The sequence below is a fragment of the Paenibacillus sp. J22P143 genome, from assembly GCF_059692035.1.
Map to the genome: position 1 here is coordinate 1 of NZ_JCAUAQ010000031.1, position 19,736 is coordinate 19,736.

19 protein-coding genes and 1 pseudogene are annotated in these 19,736 nt (G+C 45.9%); 8 read left to right on the forward strand and 12 right to left on the reverse strand.

The genetic code is table 11. The annotated features are described in order from the left end of the window. The coding region (locus AC58PQ_RS25945) for a sensor histidine kinase (RefSeq protein ID WP_497246682.1) at positions 1-319 on the forward strand (319 nt) is incomplete at its 5' end. A gap of 76 nt (positions 320-395) precedes the next feature. Further along, positions 396-590 (forward strand): annotated as a pseudogene (locus AC58PQ_RS25950) (helix-turn-helix domain-containing protein); the annotation flags it as partial. Between the two features lie 385 nt (positions 591-975). Here AC58PQ_RS25950 and AC58PQ_RS25955 read toward each other — a convergent pair. After that, entirely contained in the window at positions 976-1,815 is an 840-nt protein-coding gene (locus AC58PQ_RS25955) for a VanW family protein (RefSeq protein ID WP_497246684.1), read from the reverse strand. 259 nt (positions 1,816-2,074) lie between these two features. Between AC58PQ_RS25955 and AC58PQ_RS25960 the strand changes: the two genes are divergently transcribed. Continuing rightward, positions 2,075-2,554, forward strand: a complete 480-nt coding sequence (locus tag AC58PQ_RS25960) for a DUF559 domain-containing protein (protein WP_497246686.1) — start codon at positions 2,075-2,077, stop codon at positions 2,552-2,554. A gap of 140 nt (positions 2,555-2,694) precedes the next feature. Here the strand turns inward: AC58PQ_RS25960 and AC58PQ_RS25965 are convergent, their stop codons facing one another. The 9 genes from AC58PQ_RS25965 to AC58PQ_RS26005 form a co-directional block, all read right to left on the reverse strand. Further along, complete coding sequence (locus AC58PQ_RS25965; protein WP_497246688.1) at positions 2,695-3,891, reverse strand: aminotransferase-like domain-containing protein; 1,197 nt, start codon at positions 3,889-3,891, stop codon at positions 2,695-2,697. 92 nt (positions 3,892-3,983) lie between these two features. Next, entirely contained in the window at positions 3,984-5,531 is a 1,548-nt protein-coding gene (locus AC58PQ_RS25970) for a 2-isopropylmalate synthase (RefSeq protein ID WP_497246762.1), read from the reverse strand. A gap of 157 nt (positions 5,532-5,688) precedes the next feature. Then, entirely contained in the window at positions 5,689-6,681 is a 993-nt protein-coding gene (gene ilvC / locus AC58PQ_RS25975) for a ketol-acid reductoisomerase (RefSeq protein ID WP_056609110.1), read from the reverse strand. 137 nt (positions 6,682-6,818) lie between these two features. Continuing rightward, positions 6,819-7,307 (reverse strand): acetolactate synthase small subunit, encoded by a 489-nt coding sequence (gene ilvN / locus AC58PQ_RS25980; protein ID WP_171631212.1) that lies wholly within the window; start codon positions 7,305-7,307, stop codon positions 6,819-6,821. Continuing rightward, complete coding sequence (gene ilvB / locus AC58PQ_RS25985; protein ID WP_497246690.1) at positions 7,304-9,049, reverse strand: biosynthetic-type acetolactate synthase large subunit; 1,746 nt, start codon at positions 9,047-9,049, stop codon at positions 7,304-7,306. Before ilvB ends, ilvN begins: the two co-directional genes overlap by 4 nt. 681 nt (positions 9,050-9,730) lie before the next feature. Continuing rightward, positions 9,731-10,090 (reverse strand): 50S ribosomal protein L20, encoded by a 360-nt coding sequence (gene rplT / locus AC58PQ_RS25990; RefSeq protein ID WP_028553998.1) that lies wholly within the window; start codon positions 10,088-10,090, stop codon positions 9,731-9,733. Between the two features lie 56 nt (positions 10,091-10,146). After that, positions 10,147-10,350, reverse strand: coding sequence for a 50S ribosomal protein L35 (gene rpmI / locus AC58PQ_RS25995; protein WP_028553997.1), 204 nt, complete (start codon positions 10,348-10,350; stop codon positions 10,147-10,149). A 31-nt stretch (positions 10,351-10,381) separates the two neighbouring features. Further along, positions 10,382-10,882: a translation initiation factor IF-3 gene (infC, locus tag AC58PQ_RS26000; RefSeq protein ID WP_056609101.1), complete on the reverse strand. Its 501-nt coding sequence runs from the start codon at positions 10,880-10,882 to the stop codon at positions 10,382-10,384. A gap of 227 nt (positions 10,883-11,109) precedes the next feature. Beyond that, entirely contained in the window at positions 11,110-12,345 is a 1,236-nt protein-coding gene (locus AC58PQ_RS26005) for a glycosyltransferase family 2 protein (protein ID WP_497246692.1), read from the reverse strand. A gap of 685 nt (positions 12,346-13,030) precedes the next feature. Here AC58PQ_RS26005 and AC58PQ_RS26010 point away from each other — a divergent pair. Then, positions 13,031-13,558: a phosphatase PAP2 family protein gene (locus AC58PQ_RS26010; RefSeq protein WP_497246694.1), complete on the forward strand. Its 528-nt coding sequence runs from the start codon at positions 13,031-13,033 to the stop codon at positions 13,556-13,558. A gap of 3 nt (positions 13,559-13,561) precedes the next feature. Then, positions 13,562-14,689 (forward strand): MGDG synthase family glycosyltransferase, encoded by a 1,128-nt coding sequence (locus AC58PQ_RS26015; RefSeq protein ID WP_497246696.1) that lies wholly within the window; start codon positions 13,562-13,564, stop codon positions 14,687-14,689. A 58-nt stretch (positions 14,690-14,747) separates the two neighbouring features. Here the strand turns inward: AC58PQ_RS26015 and trmB are convergent, their stop codons facing one another. Continuing rightward, positions 14,748-15,512 carry a tRNA (guanosine(46)-N7)-methyltransferase TrmB gene (gene trmB / locus AC58PQ_RS26020; RefSeq protein ID WP_497246698.1) on the reverse strand — a complete coding sequence of 255 codons (765 nt, stop codon included), beginning with the start codon at positions 15,510-15,512 and terminating at the stop codon, positions 14,748-14,750. A 162-nt stretch (positions 15,513-15,674) separates the two neighbouring features. Then, positions 15,675-16,298, reverse strand: a complete 624-nt coding sequence (locus AC58PQ_RS26025; protein ID WP_497246700.1) for a WGxxGxxG family protein — start codon at positions 16,296-16,298, stop codon at positions 15,675-15,677. Between the two features lie 172 nt (positions 16,299-16,470). Here AC58PQ_RS26025 and mnmL point away from each other — a divergent pair, with 172 nt between their 5' ends. The 3 genes from mnmL (at position 16,471) to AC58PQ_RS26040 (ending at position 19,617) form a co-directional block, all read left to right on the forward strand. Next, a complete protein-coding gene (mnmL, locus tag AC58PQ_RS26030) occupies positions 16,471-17,439 on the forward strand; it encodes a tRNA modification radical SAM protein MnmL/YtqA (RefSeq protein WP_497246702.1) in 969 nt (322 codons plus the stop codon). 570 nt (positions 17,440-18,009) lie between these two features. Next, complete coding sequence (mnmM, locus tag AC58PQ_RS26035; RefSeq protein ID WP_497246704.1) at positions 18,010-18,582, forward strand: tRNA 5-(aminomethyl)-2-thiouridylate-methyltransferase MnmM; 573 nt, start codon at positions 18,010-18,012, stop codon at positions 18,580-18,582. A gap of 69 nt (positions 18,583-18,651) precedes the next feature. Then, entirely contained in the window at positions 18,652-19,617 is a 966-nt protein-coding gene (locus tag AC58PQ_RS26040; RefSeq protein WP_497246706.1) for a type I phosphomannose isomerase catalytic subunit, read from the forward strand. The last annotated feature ends 119 nt before the right edge of the window (positions 19,618-19,736 follow it).

Here is a 19,736-nt window from a genome sequence, read left to right on the forward strand (position 1 = left end):
GAAAATAACGATATCCGGCACTATGGTAACCCCCGATCATTGGGAACTGATCATCGAAGATAACGGTTCTGGTGTTGAGCCTGCCAAACTGATTGAAATCAATCAATTGATGACCACCTATCGAAATAATTTTCTAAATGGTAAATTATTAACGAATCTAAAGATCGGCGGATTAGGCGTCTTAAATACGTATGCAAGATTAATGATGCATTACGGAAAGCCATTTTATTTGCAAATAGATAATCTAGAAGATCGAGGCTGCAGGATACATATGGGTATCAAAGGACAACTAGAAGCTCTGGAGGATGACGCATCATGATAAATGTAGTAGTGGCAGAAGATAAACATCCGATTTTGCGCAGGTTTCTTACTTGAGCCGGTAATTTAAAAAGTATAAAGGTATCGCTCCTATTGAGTACCTGACTCAACTTAGGATTGACAAGGCCAAACAATTGCTTACGGATGACTCGAACCTACAGTTTAAAGATATTGCCACTCTAGTCGGCTATAGCAATCAATACTACTTCAGCAAAGTATTTAAATTTATTACGGGCTTGACGCCCACTGAATACAAAAAAATCCATTCCTAAGGAATCGAAAAGTTAACGGATTATTGACTCCATTAGGGAAATTTATTGATAAGTACAATATAACTCAAGGAGCTTTAGCAAGGGGTACAGGGAAAGCATAAGCTATTTTAGCTCATTAATTTGCTTGAAGAAAAAGAAGAAAAAGTTACTAATTCCACTTGGTCTTTCCGGAATTATCGCAGCTAACTCTATATCTTGGATGTGATAGCTTTTAGGGAATCAATTATTTCGGAGGAATCATGCGAACTAAATTTTTCTTCTTTGAATTCATTTAAATCATCAGTATTTTAAGGTTATCATCTGGAAGTGTTTCTAACTCAACTTTCGCAGAGCCAAAATCAGCTTCAGACCACATCAAAAAAATCCCAGTATTTTAATTGAGATTTCATCCATTTTCATGCTCATCTCCAGCTGTCAGTAAAGGTTCGTACATCATAATGGCATGGTTATCTGTCACCCATTCATCCCTCACGAGCTGCCCTTCTGGATTCAACACTTTTCGATGAATTTCATTATGTCTGACATAGCCTCCCCAGTATTCTCTTGTAATCCTATGGCTTTTTTCATAAATCTCGTAGCTATGAAGACTAGGACTAAGCGTACGCCATTCTCCTACCAAATGGGTATCTGTGACACGGATAACGAGCTGATACGCATCCAACGTTTCGTTCCGAATTTGCAAATCCAAGTAATTATAGTAACATGTTGCCCCACTCCCAAAAGGCTGAACTCTCCCCGCATCTGGAAAAACATCATAACTGTGACGATACCTTTCCGTTACGGTAAGCGGTGTATGCAGGGTCATCCAGTAGATCAAATTCGAAAGCTGGCATAACCCACCCCCAACTCCTGTCTTCACCTTCCCATGAAAAAGAACCATCCCATCGACATATCCCTTTCTACGGGTCGTAGTACCAATTAAGCGCCAATAGGAAAAGGTCTCGCCAGGCTGGACGATCACGCCATTCAACTGCTTGGCAGCGAGCTTCAAATTTATGACCTTGTTATGCTGAAGCCACATATCCACGTCTTTCAGCTGTCTCAAGAGAGGCGTACGGTGTGTGAAAGCAAGGTGAGGTAGTAACGCGCTCTGTTTTTGGGAGGCATATGTTTTTCCATCGAACAACCAGGCCCAGTAGCGTTTCAAACGGTACGCTTTAATCCCTGCGTAGATCCTTGCTCGACTTCTATGGATTGGTTTTAAGGGTTGATTCGGCTTATTCATCCGTCAGATAATCCCCTTTCTCACTTCCTTGTCCCTATCATAATTTCAAAATAATGCCAAGTCAATTACTGCGAAATGATCCCATTCCTTGATTACCCCTACACGCCAATGGTAGAATGTTAAAAAATGGTAGTGAAGTACACGCCGCTTCTCAAGTTCAGCCTTTGCTGATACTAGGGAGCGGCTTCTTTATTTTCTGAAAAAAGAGGCGAAATTAGATTATGTCATGTGGTGGAGGGCATTAGGCGAATTTCTATATTTGCATCCGGAGTTTGAGGTCAAAGATGTCCGCGATGGCACTCGTTATATAGATTTTGCCTACATTCGGCAAGGACTGAAACTTGCTATCGAAATTGATGGTTACACCACACATGCAAGTCAAATCAGTCGCATACAATTCTCCGATGGTCTCATACGCCAAAATCACTTGATGATCGATGGATGGAAAATATTGCGTTTTTCATATGATGATGTGAAAGATCGTCCGCGCATGTGCGAGCAGATTATCCTGCAATTTATAGGGAAATATTTCAGCGATCAGCTTGGGGAGCAAGTACAGTACGGGGAGTTAATTATCATTGAAAAAGAGATTTGTCGACTAGCTCTATCACATGAAAAAGCGATTTCTCCGCGTCATGTGTCTGAACTTTTTCAATTCAGAGCTAAGAAATCAAGGAACATCCTTCATCAGATGAAAGAGAAACAGCTTCTTGTCCCTGCGGTTGAAGGGCACCAATGAATAAGCTCCTATCAGTTACATCCGGCAGTTGCCGTTCAGATGGTTAGGTGAGAGGCCGATCCCGACCGCCGCTGCCGGCGCGCAGCATCCTCACGCAAAAAGCACCCAAGGCCAAAAACCTTGGGTGCTGCATCTCTAGCTTATGCGTTTTGCAAATAAGATTCCATCGCCTTCGCGAGCTTCTTCATGCCCAGAACGGTAGTTTCTTTATCGGTGTGCGTGTAGTTCAGGCGCATCGTGTTGTACTGTGGCTTTTCCGCGTAAAAGGTAGCACCGGGAACAAAGGCTACGCCTTCTTTGACCGCGATTTTCAACAAATCCGCAGCGTTAATTTGCTCAGGAAGCTCAACCCAAATGAACATGCCGCCCTTTGGCTCTTCCCATTTCAGACCAGGCCAGTTCAGCTCAGTAAGCAGACCTGACATGAATTTCATCCGATCCAGATACTGTTCACGAATTAAGGAAATATGAGCGTCCAGATCAAAATGCTCAAGCAGATGATACAGTGTTTGCTGATCAATCGTACTAGAGTGAAGATCCGCGGATTGCTTGAAGCGTGCAACTTGACGAATGATCGACTCATCGCCCATTACCCAACCTGTACGGAAAGCTGGCGCAACGGTTTTGGAAAATGTGCTCGTATAAACAACATTCCCGCCTTCCGCTTTGCCACCTAGTGAGTAGACAGTCGGGTAGCTTTCGTTCTCGTCAAACTGGATTTCCCCGTACGGGTCATCTTCCAGGATAAGAACATCAGCGCCGCGGCAAATATCCAGCAAGCCTTGACGGCGTTCCAAGCTCCATGCACGACCCGCAGGGTTGGAGAAGGTTGGGATAACATAGACCATTTTCGGATTATACTTAGCGATTTTGGCCGCCAAATCATCCATGATCATGCCCTCGCTATCACTATCTACCGAGTAAATCTTCGCACCTTTGGCTTGGAACACTTGGATCGCGGCCAAATACGTCGGACTTTCAACGAGAATGACATCGCCTTCATCAATATACACACGTGTCAACAGATCGATCGCTTGCTGCGAACCTGTCGTGAGCAACATCTCGTCTGGTGTAACCAGCATGTTTTTCGCGGCCATCCGCTTACATAAGGATTCGCGCAGCGGCTTATAGCCCTCTGTCAAACCATATTGCAGCGCAGATTTCCCGCCTTCTACAACTCGTTTGAACGCTTCACTAACCGCGTCTAATGGGAAAAACTCTTCAGCAGGCAATCCGCCAGCAAAGGAAATAATCGAGCTCCCTTGTGTCAGCTTAAGAATTTCTCTTACAGCTGATGAGGAGAAGCCTTCCAACGATTTAGAAAATCGATATTTCATACAGGGACGCATCCTTTCGCATTTGTAGAAAGCACCCCTCCTCGAGTCGTGGAGGTGAGGTGCTAATCCAGGTTGCCATGAAAGCTAAGAGCTTATATTAACGTTACGTTGCTTCTGTTACTTGTTGGGTTCTTGCGCTTATCGATCAGTCTGTTCACAGCGTCCAGGTAAGCCTTCGCGCTTGCTTCCAGAATATCGGTCGAAATGCCGCGTCCTTGCACAGACATGGAGTCCTGCTTCAGTACAACGTGAACTTCACCAAGCGCATCTTTCCCGTGTGAAACGGATTTGATAGAATAGTCATCAAGTTCCACGTTTTCCTTCGTCGCTTTATCAATCGCGTTGTAAATCGCGTCAACCGAACCGTTACCTACCGCGCTTTCAGCCACCTCGCTGCCATCTTGGAAACGAACATGAACCGTAGCGGTTGGTGTCATTTGGTTGCCGTAGGCAACTTGAAGCGTGCCAAGTGCGAAAATTTCCGGTGTCTCGATCAATTTTTCTTCGATCAAAGCACGAATATCTTCGTCTTCTACCTGCTTCTTGCGATCTGCCAAATCCTTGAACTTGGCAAAAGCCACATTTACTTGCTCTTCGCCGAGCTCGTAGCCGAGATCAATGAGCTTTTCACGGAATGCGTGACGTCCGGAGTGTTTGCCCATAACGAGCTTACTTTCCTTCACGCCGATCGTTTCCGGTGACATAATCTCGTAGGTCGTTTTCTCTTTGAGCATGCCATCCTGATGGATGCCGGACTCATGCGCGAAGGCGTTAGCGCCAACAATCGCCTTGTTGCCTGGAACCACCATGCCTGTCAGCTTGCTGACAAGACGGCTGGTGCGGTAGATCTCGTTCAGCACAAGCGAAGTTTTCGCTTGGTAGAAGTCTTGGCGTGTTTCCAGCGCCATAACGACTTCCTCGATCGAGGTGTTCCCTGCTCGCTCGCCAATCCCGTTGATGGTGCCTTCGATTTGATCGGCACCGTTCAGAACCGCAGCGAGCGCGTTCGCAGTTGCCATGCCTAAGTCGTCATGGCAGTGCGCACTCAATTGAATTTTTTCAATACCTGGCACGGTTTCCTTCAGCATTTTGAAAATATTCCCATAGTCATACGGCGTCATATAACCAACAGTATCCGGAATATTCACGACAGAAGCACCGGCGCGAATGGCCATGTTGGTCACTTCAGCGATGAAGTCCAACTCCGTACGTCCAGCATCCTCAAGTGAAAACTCGATTTTGCTGAAATATTTCTTCGCATATTTAATCGCCGCTTCAGCCGTTTCCAACACCTGATGCTTCTCCATCCGCAGCTTATGCTGACGGTGAATCGGAGACGTTGCAAGGAAGAGATGGATACAAGGATCCTGTGCACCCTGAAGGGCTTCACGTACAGCCTCGATATCATTCTCTCTCGAACGGGACAAGCCGATGACAGAAGCATTCTTAACCGCTCTAGCGACCGCATTAACACCTGCCAAGTCCCCAGGGGATGCCGCAGGAAAACCAGCTTCCATACGATCCACACCAAGCTTCTCCAACTGCAACGCGATCTCAACCTTCTCCTGTGTATTCAAGTTCACACCTGGTGACTGCTCACCATCACGAAGGGTTGTATCAAAAATAAAAATTTTACGCACCATGTCACCTCCTGAGAGTTTTCGTTAGAAAACTTACTTCGTAAGCTTTTGCAAGATGTTTTTCCTAGTCATTATAGTATTCACAGGGAGCAATTGGGAAATTCTCCTCAATCACTCCCTGTGGAATGTACAGCCTATAAGATTCAATAATACCGAATTATTTTTTGATCCAGTGCATCATTTCGCGCAATTGACCGCCAACAACTTCAATCGGATGTTGAGCTTCGTTACGACGCGTTGCGTTCATGAATGCGAAGTTGGATTGGTTTTCCAAGATGAAATCGCGAGCGAATTTACCTTGTTGGATATCGGAAAGAACTTCTTTCATTGCTTTTTTCGTTTCAGCTGTAATGATACGAGGACCTGTTACATAGTCACCGTACTCAGCTGTGTTGGAGATGGAACTACGCATGGAAGCAAGTCCACCTTCGTACATCATATCAACGATCAATTTCAATTCGTGCAAACACTCGAAGTAAGCCATTTCAGGTGCATAACCAGCTTCAACCAATGTTTCGAAACCAGCTTTAACTAACTCAGAAGCACCGCCACAAAGAACAGCTTGCTCACCGAACAAATCAGTTTCTGTTTCTTCACGGAAAGAAGTTTCGATAACGCCTGCACGCGTACAGCCGATACCTTTAGCATAAGCAAGACCGATTGCTTTTGCATTGCCAGTCGCGTCTTTCTCAATAGCGATCAAGCCAGGTACACCAAAGCCTTCAACGTACGTACGACGTACCATGTGACCAGGGGATTTAGGAGCTACCAAGAATACATCTGTACCTTCAGGAGCAACGATTTGTCCGAAGTGGATGTTAAATCCGTGGGAGAACATGATTGCTGCGCCTTTTTTCATGTTCGGTTGAATGGACTCACGGTAAACGCGAGCTTGTGTTTCATCCGGCATCAAAATTTGGATAACATCAGCGCGACGTGCTGCTTCTTCTACAGATACAACTTCGAAACCATCGTTTTTAGCTGCGTTCCATGAACGGCCTTCACGAAGTCCGATAATAACGTTCAACCCGCTATCACGCAAGTTTTGTGCTTGTGCGTGCCCTTGGGAACCATAACCAACAACCGCAATCGTTTTACCTTTAAGTACCGCTAAGTCTGCATCTTTTTCATAGTAAGTAGTAACTGCCATTCGAATAAATCCTCCTTTGATATAATGAATCCGTTTTGTCTACCCCTTGAGTGGGTGTTTCAACGATTTACCGTGGTACTCCGCTGAAACCCCCACTCAAAGAGAGCTTACTTCTCGTTGAAAATGGGTGTTTCTATTTATTTAACCGAACCGCGAATCATCGCAGTAACGCCCGTACGGGAAAGCTCACGAATGCCATAAGGACGAAGTAATTCGACCATAGCATCTATTTTATCTGAATCTCCAACAACTTGCACGATCAATGATGCAGGTCCGATATCGACAACTGCCGCGCGGAATGTTTCCACGATGCCTAGAATTTCTGGGCGCATGAGGGGTTCAGCATTTACTTTAATCAGTGCGAGTTCTCTAGCAACCATTGGGTTGGAGCTAAGATCAACAACCTTGATGACATCAATCAACTTGTACAATTGCTTGGAGATTTGCTCCAATGTGTTATCATCACCCGTGGTTACAATAACCATCCGGGAAAGTCCGTTTTCCTCGGACTCTCCTACGGTGATGCTTTCAATGTTAAAGCCTCTGCGTCCAAACAAACCAGATACACGTTGCAGAACACCAGGCTGATTGTTTACGAGTACGGAAACTGTATGTTTAGTTGTCATTCCGAATCCCCCATTAACATGTCACTAATTGTATCGCCCGCTTTAACCATCGGGAACACGTTCTCGCCCTTCGGTACGACGAAATCAATAACGACAGGCCCCGGTGTATCGAGGGCTTCCTGCCATACTCTTCTTGCTTCTTCCTTCGTCGTTGCGCGCAAGCCTTTCACGCCGTAAGCTTCTGCAAGCTTCACGAAATCAGGGCTTCCTGCCAAGTCAATGTGACTGTAGCGATTCTCATAGATAATTTCTTGCCATTGGCGAACCATCCCAAGCACTTGGTTGTTAATAATAACCACTTTAACCGGAATGTTATTGATCGCACAGATCGCAAGCTCTTGTGCACACATCTGAACGCCGCCGTCTCCATTAATGGAAACAACTAGTTTATCCGGGTTCCCCATTTGAGCGCCGATCGCGGACGGGAATCCGAAGCCCATCGTACCAAGTCCACCGGATGTAACGAGGGAACGTGGGTTTTTGAATTTATAGAACTGCGCGGCCCACATTTGATGCTGACCAACGTCAGTTGTAATGATTGCCTCACCTTTGGTTGTTTCGCTGATCATTTCGATTACGTATTGCGGCTTAAGCTCAGTCTCTGTTTCGCCGTATTTCAGCGGGAACTTCTCTTTGCTTTCTTGCAGCTCCGTGATCCACGCTGCGTTATTCGCAGGCTTCGCTTTCGTATTCGCATACTCCAGAACGGCTTTCACATCACCTACGCAAGGGATATCCGTTTTCACGTTCTTACCGATTTCCGCTGGATCCACATCGATATGAGCGATTAGTTTCACTTTTGGAGCAAAACCGTTCAAATTCATCGTTACCCGATCATCGAATCTGGAACCGATGGAGATGAGTAGATCTGCATTTTGGATCGCTGTGTTAGCTGTAAACGTTCCGTGCATTCCCGGCATGCCGAGCCATAGCTCGTGTGCACTTGGGAAGCCGCTTAAGCCAAGCAATGTTGTTGCGACAGGGATCCTTGTTTTATTAACAAACTCGATCAATTCATTGGAAGCATCCGCATAAACAACGCCGCCCCCTGCAATGATAACCGGACGTTCAGCCTCTTCGATGGCTTTGATCAACTTATCCACTTGCAGCTTGTTAGGTTGCACCGTAGGGTTGTAACCACGAATGCTTACATCCGTTACAGGCTTAAATATCGTTTTATGAGCGGAGACATCCTTTGGTATGTCAATGAGAACCGGACCCTTACGTCCTGAGTTCGCAATATGGAAGGCTTCGTGAATGATACGCGGCAGATCATTAACGTCTCTTACCAAATAGCTGTGCTTCGTAATCGGCATTGTAATGCCGGTAATGTCAGCCTCTTGGAAAGCATCCGTACCGATAAAGCTTGTTGCCACGTTACCTGTAATAACAACCATAGGAACAGAATCCATATATGCTGTAGCAATACCTGTGACGAGGTTCGTAGCCCCCGGTCCGGAAGTTGCGATACATACACCAACTTTGCCTGTTGAACGAGCGTAGCCATCAGCCGCATGAATCGCGCCTTGTTCATGTCTAGTCAACAAGTGATTGAAATCGTCAAAACCATGCATCGCATCATAGATGTACAATACAGCGCCGCCTGGATATCCAAAGACGCAGTCCACACCCTCCAGCAATAAGCTTCTTAGCAAAATCTCGGAACCTGTAATCAGGTCTGGCTTCGTCAGCTTCTCAATTAGTTCTTCTTTAGAGCGTTTTGGTTCAGTTTGAACATTCATTGTGATCCTCCTCTCGAAAAGTCAATTCGTGTCATCATCTAGCATTCCATGAAAATAAGAAAAACCCCTATTCATCCCGTGCGCGCACAAAACGCGCTCAACGGGACGAAAGGGGTTTAAGCTTCCGTGGTACCACCCAAATTTGCTATATGCCTCACGGCACATAACCTTAGCAGGTATGTTCTACTTACAAACATTACCCTCAGCACGATAACGTGTGCTCTTCCGGTTCTCCCTAATACCTGCCAGTAATCTGCATGTTCAGGAAAACAGCTCCGAGGTGACTTCGTACGTAAGGGATTAAGGCGATGGTTTCAGCAAGTCCAACGCTCTCTGCGCATAAGTGCCCTTATTACTTCTTCCTCTTCATAGCGATTCATTCGTATGCTTCACCATATCTAATATGATTAAAGATTATTATATGCATCCGAAGGCCAATAGTCAATAGGTAGATCGAATAAAACATTGGATAGTGAGAAAAGATACTATTCCGTCCACGTTTGGCTCGGGCTTAAGTTCAGTGTGAAGATTTACCCCTCTTCCAGGTTATCGTTCCACTGATCATGTTTATTGTGATTCCCTTTCGCAAGATCCCAGCCCAGCAGACCTCCATCTGACATCTAAAAACACAAAAAGAGCCTGCCCCCGTGAGGGGACAAGCTCTGAACCGCGAAGCTTAGCTTACGCGTTTACTTTCGCTTTTGCAGCTGTTGCCAAGTCGTTGAACGCTTTGGAATCATTCACAGCTAGGTCAGCCAAGATTTTACGGTTAACTTCGATACCAGCCAATTTAAGGCCGTGCATCAATTTGCTGTAGCTCAAGCCGTTTTGACGAGCGCCTGCATTGATACGAGTAATCCAAAGTCTACGGAAGTTACGTTTTGTTTGACGACGGTCACGGTATGCATATACCAATGACTTCATTACTTGCTCTTTAGCTGTTTTAAATAAGCGGTGTTTGGAACCGAAATAACCTTTTGCTAATTTCAAAATTTTCTTACGACGGTGAGCGCGAATAAATCCGCCCTTGACTCTTGCCATTGTGAACTACCTCCTGGGATATATAAATGATGTTCGAATGTTACGCTGGATAACGATTAACCTTTGATAAGGGACAATTGTTGTTGCAAACGACGTACATCGCCAGGAGCCATTGTTGGGTTCGTGGACAATACGCGTTTTTGCTTGGATGATTTACCAGAAAGCAAGTGGTTTTTACCTTGTTTGTATCTCATCACTTTGCCTGTGCCAGTGATTTTGAAACGCCCTTTCAGGCTGCTGTGTGTTTTCATTTTCGGCATGTTGTTGTTCCTCCTAATTTAGTATACTCGCCTAAGTTGTCGCTTTTGGCGTTAAGATCATGATCATGCTTCTTCCCTCAAGCTTTGGAGCACGCTCCTGTGAGGAAATTTCAGCAGTTTCTGTAGCAAGGCGCTCGAGCACTTTGCGACCAATCTCCGAGTGCGCAATTTCACGACCACGGAAACGAACGCTAGCTTTCACTTTGTCGCCTTCACCAAGAAACTTAACTGCGTTGCGAAGCTTCGTTTGGAAGTCATGTTCATCGATCGTCGCGCTTAGGCGAATTTCTTTGATATCCACAATCTTCTGGTTCTTACGAGCTTCTTTTTCTTTCTTTTGCGTTTCATAACGGAACTTGCCGTAATCCATAATGCGGCAGACAGGCGGCTTCGCCGTCGGTGCAACGTTTACTAAATCAAGGTTCGCGTCAAGTGCAATTTGAAGAGCTTCGCGAATTGGCGTTATGCCAAGTTGTTCTCCGTCCGCCCCGATAAGGCGTACTTCCTTCACACGAATCTCGTCGTTAATCATATGGTCTTTGCTAATTGTGTTCCACCTCCATAAAGTATGTAACTCTCTTCCAAATATAAAAAAGATGCGGGCACAGTGGGCCCACATCTTCATCAATAACAGGTTCTTAACAAAACCTATTGAATGTACATGATGATTCATTCAAACCAGCCAACGACACGTTAGTCAGGTGAGAAGCGGGCGCTTCTGCTTTACTCGAAATATAATATCATCTCAGTTCAGAAAAGTCAACTCACTTGTTTACTTTTCATTTCATCCAACCGAATTACACGTGTATGCTCGGTGTGACTCCATTGTTTGTTGTTCTGCGTGAAGAACGCATAGAACGTAATTGGCCACCAAGACAGCATGAAAATCGGATATAGCAGTAGATACTTATACGTCTTTTTATGAGCCTTTTCAATAAGCATAGACATCGGAAGCAATACGTAGATGGCCAAGCTGAGTGAATTGATCACAACGGGATTAACATGAACCAAGGCTGACTCAGCTGTCCCATGTGAAGTCATGGATTGGATCCATAGCATAACCGTTAGAATAGCACCAAAGAAGAAATTATATACATTCGCCGAATAAATCGCCGCGTCAATTTTCATCCAGCTGCCCGTTTTGATCCCTTGCCATAGCAACGGGAAGAAGAAACGTTTAGCCACTTCGAAGTGACCTTGCATCCAACGAAGACGCTGCTTCGCGGAAGCATTAAACGAAAGCGGCTTCTCATCGTAAACCCGCGTATCATAATTGAATGTCGGTTTGATACCCATTTGGATACATCTCATCGAGAATTCAAGATCCTCAACCAAGCTCGTTGCCCGCCAGCCAATTTCCTTTAAGAGATTGGAGTCGAAGCACATCCCCGTACCGCCAAGAAAATTGGCAAGTCCCAAGTTCGTTCTAGGCGTTTGAACAAAGCGGTTCGCGTAGAAGTACGAGATGGCAAAAGAACCAGTAATCCAAGAGTCATTCGGATTCTTCGTATCCAGGTACGCTTGAATAACGCGGGAGCCTGAACAAAGATCGTTATTCATATGGATCAAATAATCAGGACTAACCAGGTTATCCGCATCGAACATAACGATTCCGTCATACTGACGCTCGCGCTTCCACAACTCTTTGAGCATCCATTCAATCGCATACCCTTTTCCTCTGAGGTTCGGGTTGCGGCGCTCCATGGCGTAGACACCGTGGTGTCGTGCAATGTCAGCTGTGTTATCTGTACAGTTGTCACAGATCACGAAGATATCAAAAAGCTCTTTCGGGTAATCCAACGTCTTCAGATTCTCAATCAAGGCACCAACGACTTGTTCCTCATTATGAGCGGCAACCAATACAGCGAACGATTTCTGCGGAGCAAACATCTTTTTGTTTTTGGGACGATACCAACCAAAAAACGTTAAAAACAACTGATACGCACCGATCAAAGCCAAAAAGATTTGAACGGTAAGCATAATCTTGTCTAGCATGAAGCAAAATCCCCCTTTTTTTTGTGCACGTCAGCTATCTTTTTGTATGCCTAGTGCGTTTATGTACAAGTAGTTCATGTCAACAGGCAAACGGTGAAACAATCGTTTTTGATTTTCCTCTCTTTCCCCCTGTTTGTCAAAGTCTGCAAACACCGAAAAAGCGGCAGTTCTTTGAAATTTGGGTGGTTCGCACACACCGAATAGAGCATGCGCTTGAAATCGGGTCGAAAATGTCTTGTTTTCATCGTTTTTCATTTATTGTGTACCAAAAGTTCACCATTTAGACGAACACTGTCTTTTCTAAGCGGCAACTTCATTATTATAAGTCACCTAGCTAAACGCTGACAACTTTTGCTTAATTACCCTATTAATGGATGGAGCTAACTACCCTAACAACATTCGCATTACACAGTCGGAAAGAGTCCGTCGTTCACAATAAGGACATATCGTCGCGATTTCTACGGGATAGTCGTTCCAAATTCGGGGAACACTAACAAGAAATACTGCGAAATTGTGCCGAGTCGAGTCGAAGATATTTGTCATCCTAACATAGAAATGTTAACGCTAGATTAGTGCAACATTAATTTGAATTTATGAATATTTATCATACAGTTAATCCTCCTCTGATAAACCCTTCGTATAATAAAGATAGATAAGAATTTCAGTGAGAAGGAGGCAACAACTCATGAGTAAAGTCGTCCATTGGCTTCAGCATCATGAAACACGTCTTTTCCACTTCGTCAATCAACGGATCCAACATCATTTCCTCGATCTTTTTTTCACGAAAATCACACATCTAGGCGGTGCCACAGCCGCTATCATGGTCTCTGTATGCTTGGCATGCTTTGGGCAAGGCTCGCTGCGTATAGCCGGTATTCAAGCACTGATCGCTTTGACAATCAGCCACATCCCTGTTGCTATTATGAAAAAGAGATACCCAAGGCTTCGGCCATATCTTGTCCATCCGCAAACCATTACACATAAAAACCCCCTAACGGATCATTCCTTTCCCTCTGGACATACCACGGCTATCTGTTCGGTTATTGTTCCCTTCGTATATGCTTCACCCAGTCTCGGTCTCCTATTGATTCCTCTTGCATGTAGTGTTGGCCTATCGCGGATTTACCTGGGACTTCACTATCCATCTGATTGTATCGTAGGTTGTTTGCTTGGAACGACGGCATCGCTAGTGACAGTCGCATTCTGGGGGTAAATCATGGAACATCTATCGTTAAAAAGAAGAGTGCTCATTCTTTCAGAAGGCTTCGGAGCTGGCCATACACAAGCTGCATTCGCTCTTGCCAGCAGCTTAGAACAGCGCTGTTCTACCATCGAAACACGTGTAGTAGAGCTCGGCTCCTTCCTCCATCCCACGTTGGCCCCATGGATTCTCAGCGCATATAAGAAAACGATTTCTACACAGCCGAAACTGTATGGTCGTTTATACCGTGCTCAGTATCAAAAATCGCTCAATCCGTTGACTCAGCTTGCGCTTCATCGCATTTTCTATGCGCAAACGGCAGCCATGATCAGACATTGGGCGCCCCAAGCCATTGTATGTACACATCCTTTTCCCAGCGTTGTTGTTTCTCGATTGAAAAGAGCAGGTTTACGCATACCCCTATGCACAGTGATCACAGACTACGATGTTCATGGGACATGGGTCAGCCGAGAGGTGAATAAATACATGGTGTCTTCCGAGGATGTTAAACACAAGCTCATTGTGCATGGTATCGCGGCCGCGCACGTCGAAATCACAGGCATACCCGTTCATCCAAGCTTCAGGGAAGTACACGATAGGACACTGATTCGACAGCAATTCCAGCTGTCTGCCCTGCCTACCGTATTGGTCATGGGCGGAGGTTGGGGTTTGATCGGCGGCGATTCTTTGAGCGAACACCTGCTGACATGGAGAGACCGAATTCAGTTTATTTTCTGTTTAGGACGTAATGAGAAATCTCTAACAAAGCTTGCAGCGGATCCGCGGTATCAACATCCCAATATCCACCTGCACGGATTTACGCAAGAGATAGGCAAGCTCATGGAGGTCTCTGACTTGCTAGTGACCAAGCCAGGTGGTATGACGTGTTCAGAAGGACTTGCAAAGTCGATTCCCATGTTATTTTATGATCCCATTCCAGGACAAGAGGAAGAAAACGTACATTATTTTACAAGACATGGCTTCGGAGAACCGATCCAATCGGCAGATACAATCTCTCACTGGTTGTCCATGCTAGCTGGTCGCTATGCGGATGTGCAAGCCAAGCGCGTTTCTAATCAAAATAAGAAGAGTCACCTACCAGCAGGCGATGGATCAGAAGTGATCCTTCAATTGCTCGGATAAAAAAACAGACGATCCTTGCTGCGTAAACGCAACATTGGAAAGTCTGTTTGGTTTGAGTCTATTCTGCTGATTCTTTCGATTCAGCGGCCAAGGCGGATGCCGCGGCTTGCTTTAATTGCTCTTGATGTGTAGACAATGCTTCTTGTCCAATCACAACTTCACAACGATGAATATTCATGCCTTGTCCCGCGAACTTCGTTTCGTATTCCGTCATCACGTGATCTGGATGAATACCATCCACATGAAGATTCAACGAAATATTGCGCATTCTCAGTCCCATATCAGCAAAGGAATTCAACGAAAATTCGAATAAGGACTGAGAATCGGTTTTCAGATGAATTTCGCCTTTCGCATTCAAAATTTGTTGATATTTAGAAACAAAGCCTGGATGCGTTAAACGTCTGCGTGCATGCTTTTTCTTCGGCCAAGGATCACTAAAGTTCAAATACACGCGCTCTAGCTCGCCTTCAGCGAAAGCATCCTCAATATGCTCGATATTGAACAGCATCAACCTTAGATTTGGAATACTCAGCACCGCATCTTCTTCATTTTCCACTGTAATTTCATGAGCGACTTTGGCTTTCTCACTTGCTTTGCGAATCAGTTCATCATACATATCCACACCAATGAAATTGATGTTCGGATATTTCTTGCTCATTTCACTAATAAAGCGCCCTTTGCCCATCCCAAGCTCGGCATGAATCGGGTTATTATTTCCGAATAACTCGGCCCATTTGCCCTTATAATCCTTGGCATTCAACACAACGAGTTCTTTTTGACGTTCTATATCTTCTCTAATACCTTTTCTGCCCCGTAAACGCATTATTCATTTTCCTCCTACACGTACATGCTTTCGAATACAAATCATAGTCGATTCTATAAAAAAAATCAAAAGCTTTCTCTCATAGATGAGAGACGTTTAGGAGTAAACTAGAAGAAAACACCCTCCAAAATGGAAGGTGCTTCTGAGGGTATTCAATGAACATTATTTATAACTTTCGTCTCTTCTTCTATTATTGCTTCGTAGACCCGCTAACCCTAAAAGTCCGATAAGACCTAACCATCCCCAGCTGATATCACTGTCAGTATCCGTAGTTGCATAAGCTCTATAAGTGCTTGGTGGCGTTGTTGCTATGCTCTTTGTACTCATTCTATCGACCATGTTCGCGCTGCGATCGACACCCCTCTCAATCGCATTAGCTCCACGTTCAACACCTCTTTCAACCGCGTTAGCCCCTCTTTCAACCGGATTCGTTCCATATCCATTAATATGGTCCATGACACCTGTTCCCCTTGTCGTGGTTCCATATCCGGAATACGTATTAGGTGTCGTACTATTTCCGGTGTAAATACCATTCGTTCCATTTCCACTAAAATTTTGCGAGCTGACGCCAGTTCCTAACCCCATTCCAGGTGAAGTAGCATCATAGTTGCTTCCTGTATAGCCCGTTGATGTCGTAGTCCCCGTTGTTGTCCCCAATGTCCCTATTGGTGATCCCGTTCCAGTTGCATTCCCCATATCCATATTCCTTGCCTGAGCCCCTGCCGCCCCCATACTTAAAGCTGCTGTCAATGCTACCGCCAAAGTTATCGTACGAAACTTTTTCATGTAGTCCATTTCCCCTCTCAGCTCTTAATTGTGGTGCAAGGTTATCATGCTCGCATCTGAACGGTTTTATTGGGGGACTTGTTGGAAAGACAGGGGTCGCTTTCATGTGTAATTTTCGCTACAATATAGGTTGGAAGCATGCGAAGCAACAGAAAGAAAGGATACAGGTCCTATGTCTACATTAATTCAGGAATCACCTCAGCTTTGGGGAGATAAACGTTTCCATACATGGAATTATGAAATGCGCGAAGCACTTGGCGGAAAAGTATTTAAGGTTATGTTGGATGCGGGCTTCACCTGCCCCAATCGTGACGGCAATATTGCAACTGGCGGATGTACCTTTTGCAGCGCACGTGGATCAGGAGATTTTGCAGGAAGTCGCCGCGACGATCTCGTCACACAATTTAATAAGATACGTGATCTTCAGCATCAAAAATGGCCCGAAGCCAACTATATCGGTTATTTCCAGGCCTATACGAACACCTACGCACCAGTGGAGCAGTTGCGTGAGTATTATGAAGTTATTTTGCAGCAGCCTGGCGTTGTCGGCTTGTCGATTGCGACGCGGCCCGATTGTTTGCCGGATGATGTCATTGAATACTTGGCTGAATTGAATCAGCGCACGTATCTATGGGTGGAAATGGGTCTGCAGACCGTTCACGAATCCACTTCTGAGCTCATCAACCGTGCTCACGATACGAAATGTTATCTGGATGCCGTTGCTAAGCTGCGCAAGCATAATATCCGCGTCTGTGCGCACATTATTTATGGTTTACCTGGAGAAACCCATGACATGATGCTGGATACAGGGAAGGCCGTTGCTCAGATGGATGTGCAAGGCATCAAGATCCATCTCTTACATCTCATGCGCAAAACACCAATGGTGAAGCAATACGAAGCTGGCTTACTGCAGTTCTTGGAAAAGGATGAGTACGTGAAGCTAATCGTCGATACATTAGAAATTCTGCCGCCAGAAATGATCGTTCATCGACTCACTGGGGATGCGCCGCGGGATCTATTAATTGGACCAATGTGGAGCCTCAAGAAATGGGAAGTGTTGAACGCTTTTGATAAATTGTTGTTGGAGAGAAATACGTGGCAAGGGAAGTACTGGGCGGGGAAAACCGAAGGTTCAACTTAATATAGGCGCTTTCCGCAACACGAGCATTCTGGAGCAAGGAACCAGGGTGCTCTTTTGGCGATAAAGCGAGTGAAATTGTAAAATTTAACGCCCTTTTGGGGCGTTAAATCAGTGGTCCTGGCGCTCGGGCGCACCAATAAGGCCCAAAATGGGCCTTATTGTGCTGTTCTTCCGCGGCGGCGAGCCGGTTCGCGAGATTTAACGCCCTTTTGGGGCGTTAAATCAGTGGTCCTGGCGCTCGGGCGCACCAATAAGGCCCAAAATGGGCCTTATTGCGCTGTTCTTCCGCGGCGGCGAGCCGGTTCGCGAGATTTAGCTCCCTTTTGGGGCGTTAAATCAGTGGTCCTGGCGCTCGGGCGCGCCAATAAGGCCCAAAATGGGCCTTATTGCGCTGTTCTTCCACGGCGGTGAGCCGGTTCGCGAGATTTAGCTCCCTTTTGGGGCGTTAAATCAGTGGTCCTGGCGCTCGGGCGCACCAATAAGGCCCAAAATGGGCCTTATTGTGCTGTTCTTCCACGGCGGTGAGCCGGTTCTCAGAAAAAACATCAGAAAATTGGAGGCACTTTACATATGGGATTTGTTTCAGTTCTGAGTTATGTACACCAGCTTATCGGACAGCGTGTCCAGCCAGGTGATACTGTTGTGGATGCCACGTTAGGCACAGGCGTTGACGCCTTGTTTATGGCGAAGCTCGTCGGCCCTCGCGGCAGCGTGTACGGCTTCGATATCCAACAGGCTGCGCTGGATCAAACCGAGCAGCGTCTGGCGAAAGAGCTACCAGACGCCTCTGTGCACATGAGCTTATGCAGCCATGCGCTCATGGAAGCGGCGGTGCCGCAAGACCGCCACGGCAAGGTCGCCGCGGTCACGTTCAATCTCGGCTATCTGCCAGGAGCCGATACAGCCATTATCACCGAGCAGGAATCCACCATTCCTGCTCTTGAAGCTGCCCTCCGCCTGCTGCGCAAAGGCGGAATCGTCACCATCGTGCTGTACAGCGGGCACGATGGCGGATCCGAAGAAGCCGCAGCCGTCGAGCGCTGGGCTTCACTGCTTCCACTCGCAGCGTTTCAAGTGCTGCGATATCAATTTATGAATAGAAGCGCCTCCGCGCCCTATCTCTTAGCTCTAGAAAAAAGATAGCCACATGATATAATGCTAGAGAAGTAATGAATAACAGATTGATAGAGACTAGGGAAAGTAGGGATTGTTTTGAAATCATACCCGCTACAATTTCAACCTGAAATGAAAGAACGTGTTTGGGGAGGCAGAACCCTCGAACGATTTGGCTTTGCGCTTCCTGAAGGTGCAATCGGTGAAGGTTGGATGATCGGCGATCATCCCAACGGAACAACGAAAGTCATCAACGGCGAATTAGCTGGCCTAGGTCTGGATGAAATCCGCGAGAAATACGGCAAAACATTGTTCGGCACCAAAGGATTTTCCGAGAAAAATGGTCGTTTCCCGCTTCTCATCAAGCTGCTAGATTGTGAAGACGATCTGTCCGTGCAAGTTCATCCGAATGATCACTACGAAAATCTTGCGGCTGGTGAGCTTGGCAAAACAGAAATGTGGTATATTCTCGATGCGAAGCCCGGCGCCAAAATTATATATGGCATGAAAGACGGCGTAACACGGGAAAGCCTTGCCGAAGCTATTGCGGACAACCGCATTATGGACTGCTTGCAAGAAGTACCTGTTGAGGCTGGCGATTCCTTTTACATACCTGCAGGTACAGTGCACGCGTTAGGCGCGGGAGTACTTGTAGCCGAAATTCAACAAAATTCCGATACCACGTATCGGTTGTATGATTATAACCGTCCTGGCTTGGATGGCAAAATGCGTGAGCTCCATATCAAAGACTCGCTCAATGTCATCGCGTATGAAGGTTCAGGCTCCACGCGCATGAAAACCGACTTGACGGAGGCTGGTACGTGGCTGACGCTAGCGTCTTCTCCTTTTTTCACCGTAGAAAAAGGCCTTGTCGGCCCGCAATGGGAACTCACGACTACGCCTGATAGTTTCGTGATCCTGGTGATCGCGGATGGCAACGGCACGCTGCAATGGGCTGACGGTCAAATCGCGACGAAGCCTGGCGACTGTTTCTTGCTTCCAGCAGATTTGGGCAGCTACTTGCTTGAGGGCAGCATGACGGTGATTCGCAGTTATTTGCCATAAGCGAAGATATCGCGAAACAAAATAAACGGCTACGCCGTCCTTCAAGGACGAGAGCCTTTATGGAGAAATATAGCCAAATTATAATGTGAAACATATAAATTCTTATATTTTAAAGAAAG

Bases quoted from the DNA above. Each gene is read 5' to 3' on its own strand.
- AC58PQ_RS25955 (WP_497246684.1), bottom strand. From the start codon at position 1,815: ATGAATAAGCCGAATCAACCCTTAAAACCAATCCATAGAAGTCGAGCA.
- AC58PQ_RS25965 (WP_497246688.1), bottom strand. From the start codon at position 3,891: ATGAAATATCGATTTTCTAAATCGTTGGAAGGCTTCTCCTCATCAGCT.
- ilvC (WP_056609110.1), bottom strand. From the start codon at position 6,681: ATGGCAGTTACTACTTACTATGAAAAAGATGCAGACTTAGCGGTACTT.
- ilvN (WP_171631212.1), bottom strand. From the start codon at position 7,307: ATGACAACTAAACATACAGTTTCCGTACTCGTAAACAATCAGCCTGGT.
- ilvB (WP_497246690.1), bottom strand. From the start codon at position 9,049: ATGAATGTTCAAACTGAACCAAAACGCTCTAAAGAAGAACTAATTGAG.
- rplT (WP_028553998.1), bottom strand. From the start codon at position 10,090: ATGGCAAGAGTCAAGGGCGGATTTATTCGCGCTCACCGTCGTAAGAAA.
- rpmI (WP_028553997.1), bottom strand. From the start codon at position 10,350: ATGCCGAAAATGAAAACACACAGCAGCCTGAAAGGGCGTTTCAAAATC.
- infC (WP_056609101.1), bottom strand. From the start codon at position 10,882: ATGATTAACGACGAGATTCGTGTGAAGGAAGTACGCCTTATCGGGGCG.
- AC58PQ_RS26005 (WP_497246692.1), bottom strand. From the start codon at position 12,345: ATGCTAGACAAGATTATGCTTACCGTTCAAATCTTTTTGGCTTTGATC.
- AC58PQ_RS26010 (WP_497246694.1), top strand. From the start codon at position 13,031: ATGAGTAAAGTCGTCCATTGGCTTCAGCATCATGAAACACGTCTTTTC.
- AC58PQ_RS26015 (WP_497246696.1), top strand. From the start codon at position 13,562: ATGGAACATCTATCGTTAAAAAGAAGAGTGCTCATTCTTTCAGAAGGC.
- trmB (WP_497246698.1), bottom strand. From the start codon at position 15,512: ATGCGTTTACGGGGCAGAAAAGGTATTAGAGAAGATATAGAACGTCAA.
- AC58PQ_RS26025 (WP_497246700.1), bottom strand. From the start codon at position 16,298: ATGAAAAAGTTTCGTACGATAACTTTGGCGGTAGCATTGACAGCAGCT.
- mnmL (WP_497246702.1), top strand. From the start codon at position 16,471: ATGTCTACATTAATTCAGGAATCACCTCAGCTTTGGGGAGATAAACGT.
- mnmM (WP_497246704.1), top strand. From the start codon at position 18,010: ATGGGATTTGTTTCAGTTCTGAGTTATGTACACCAGCTTATCGGACAG.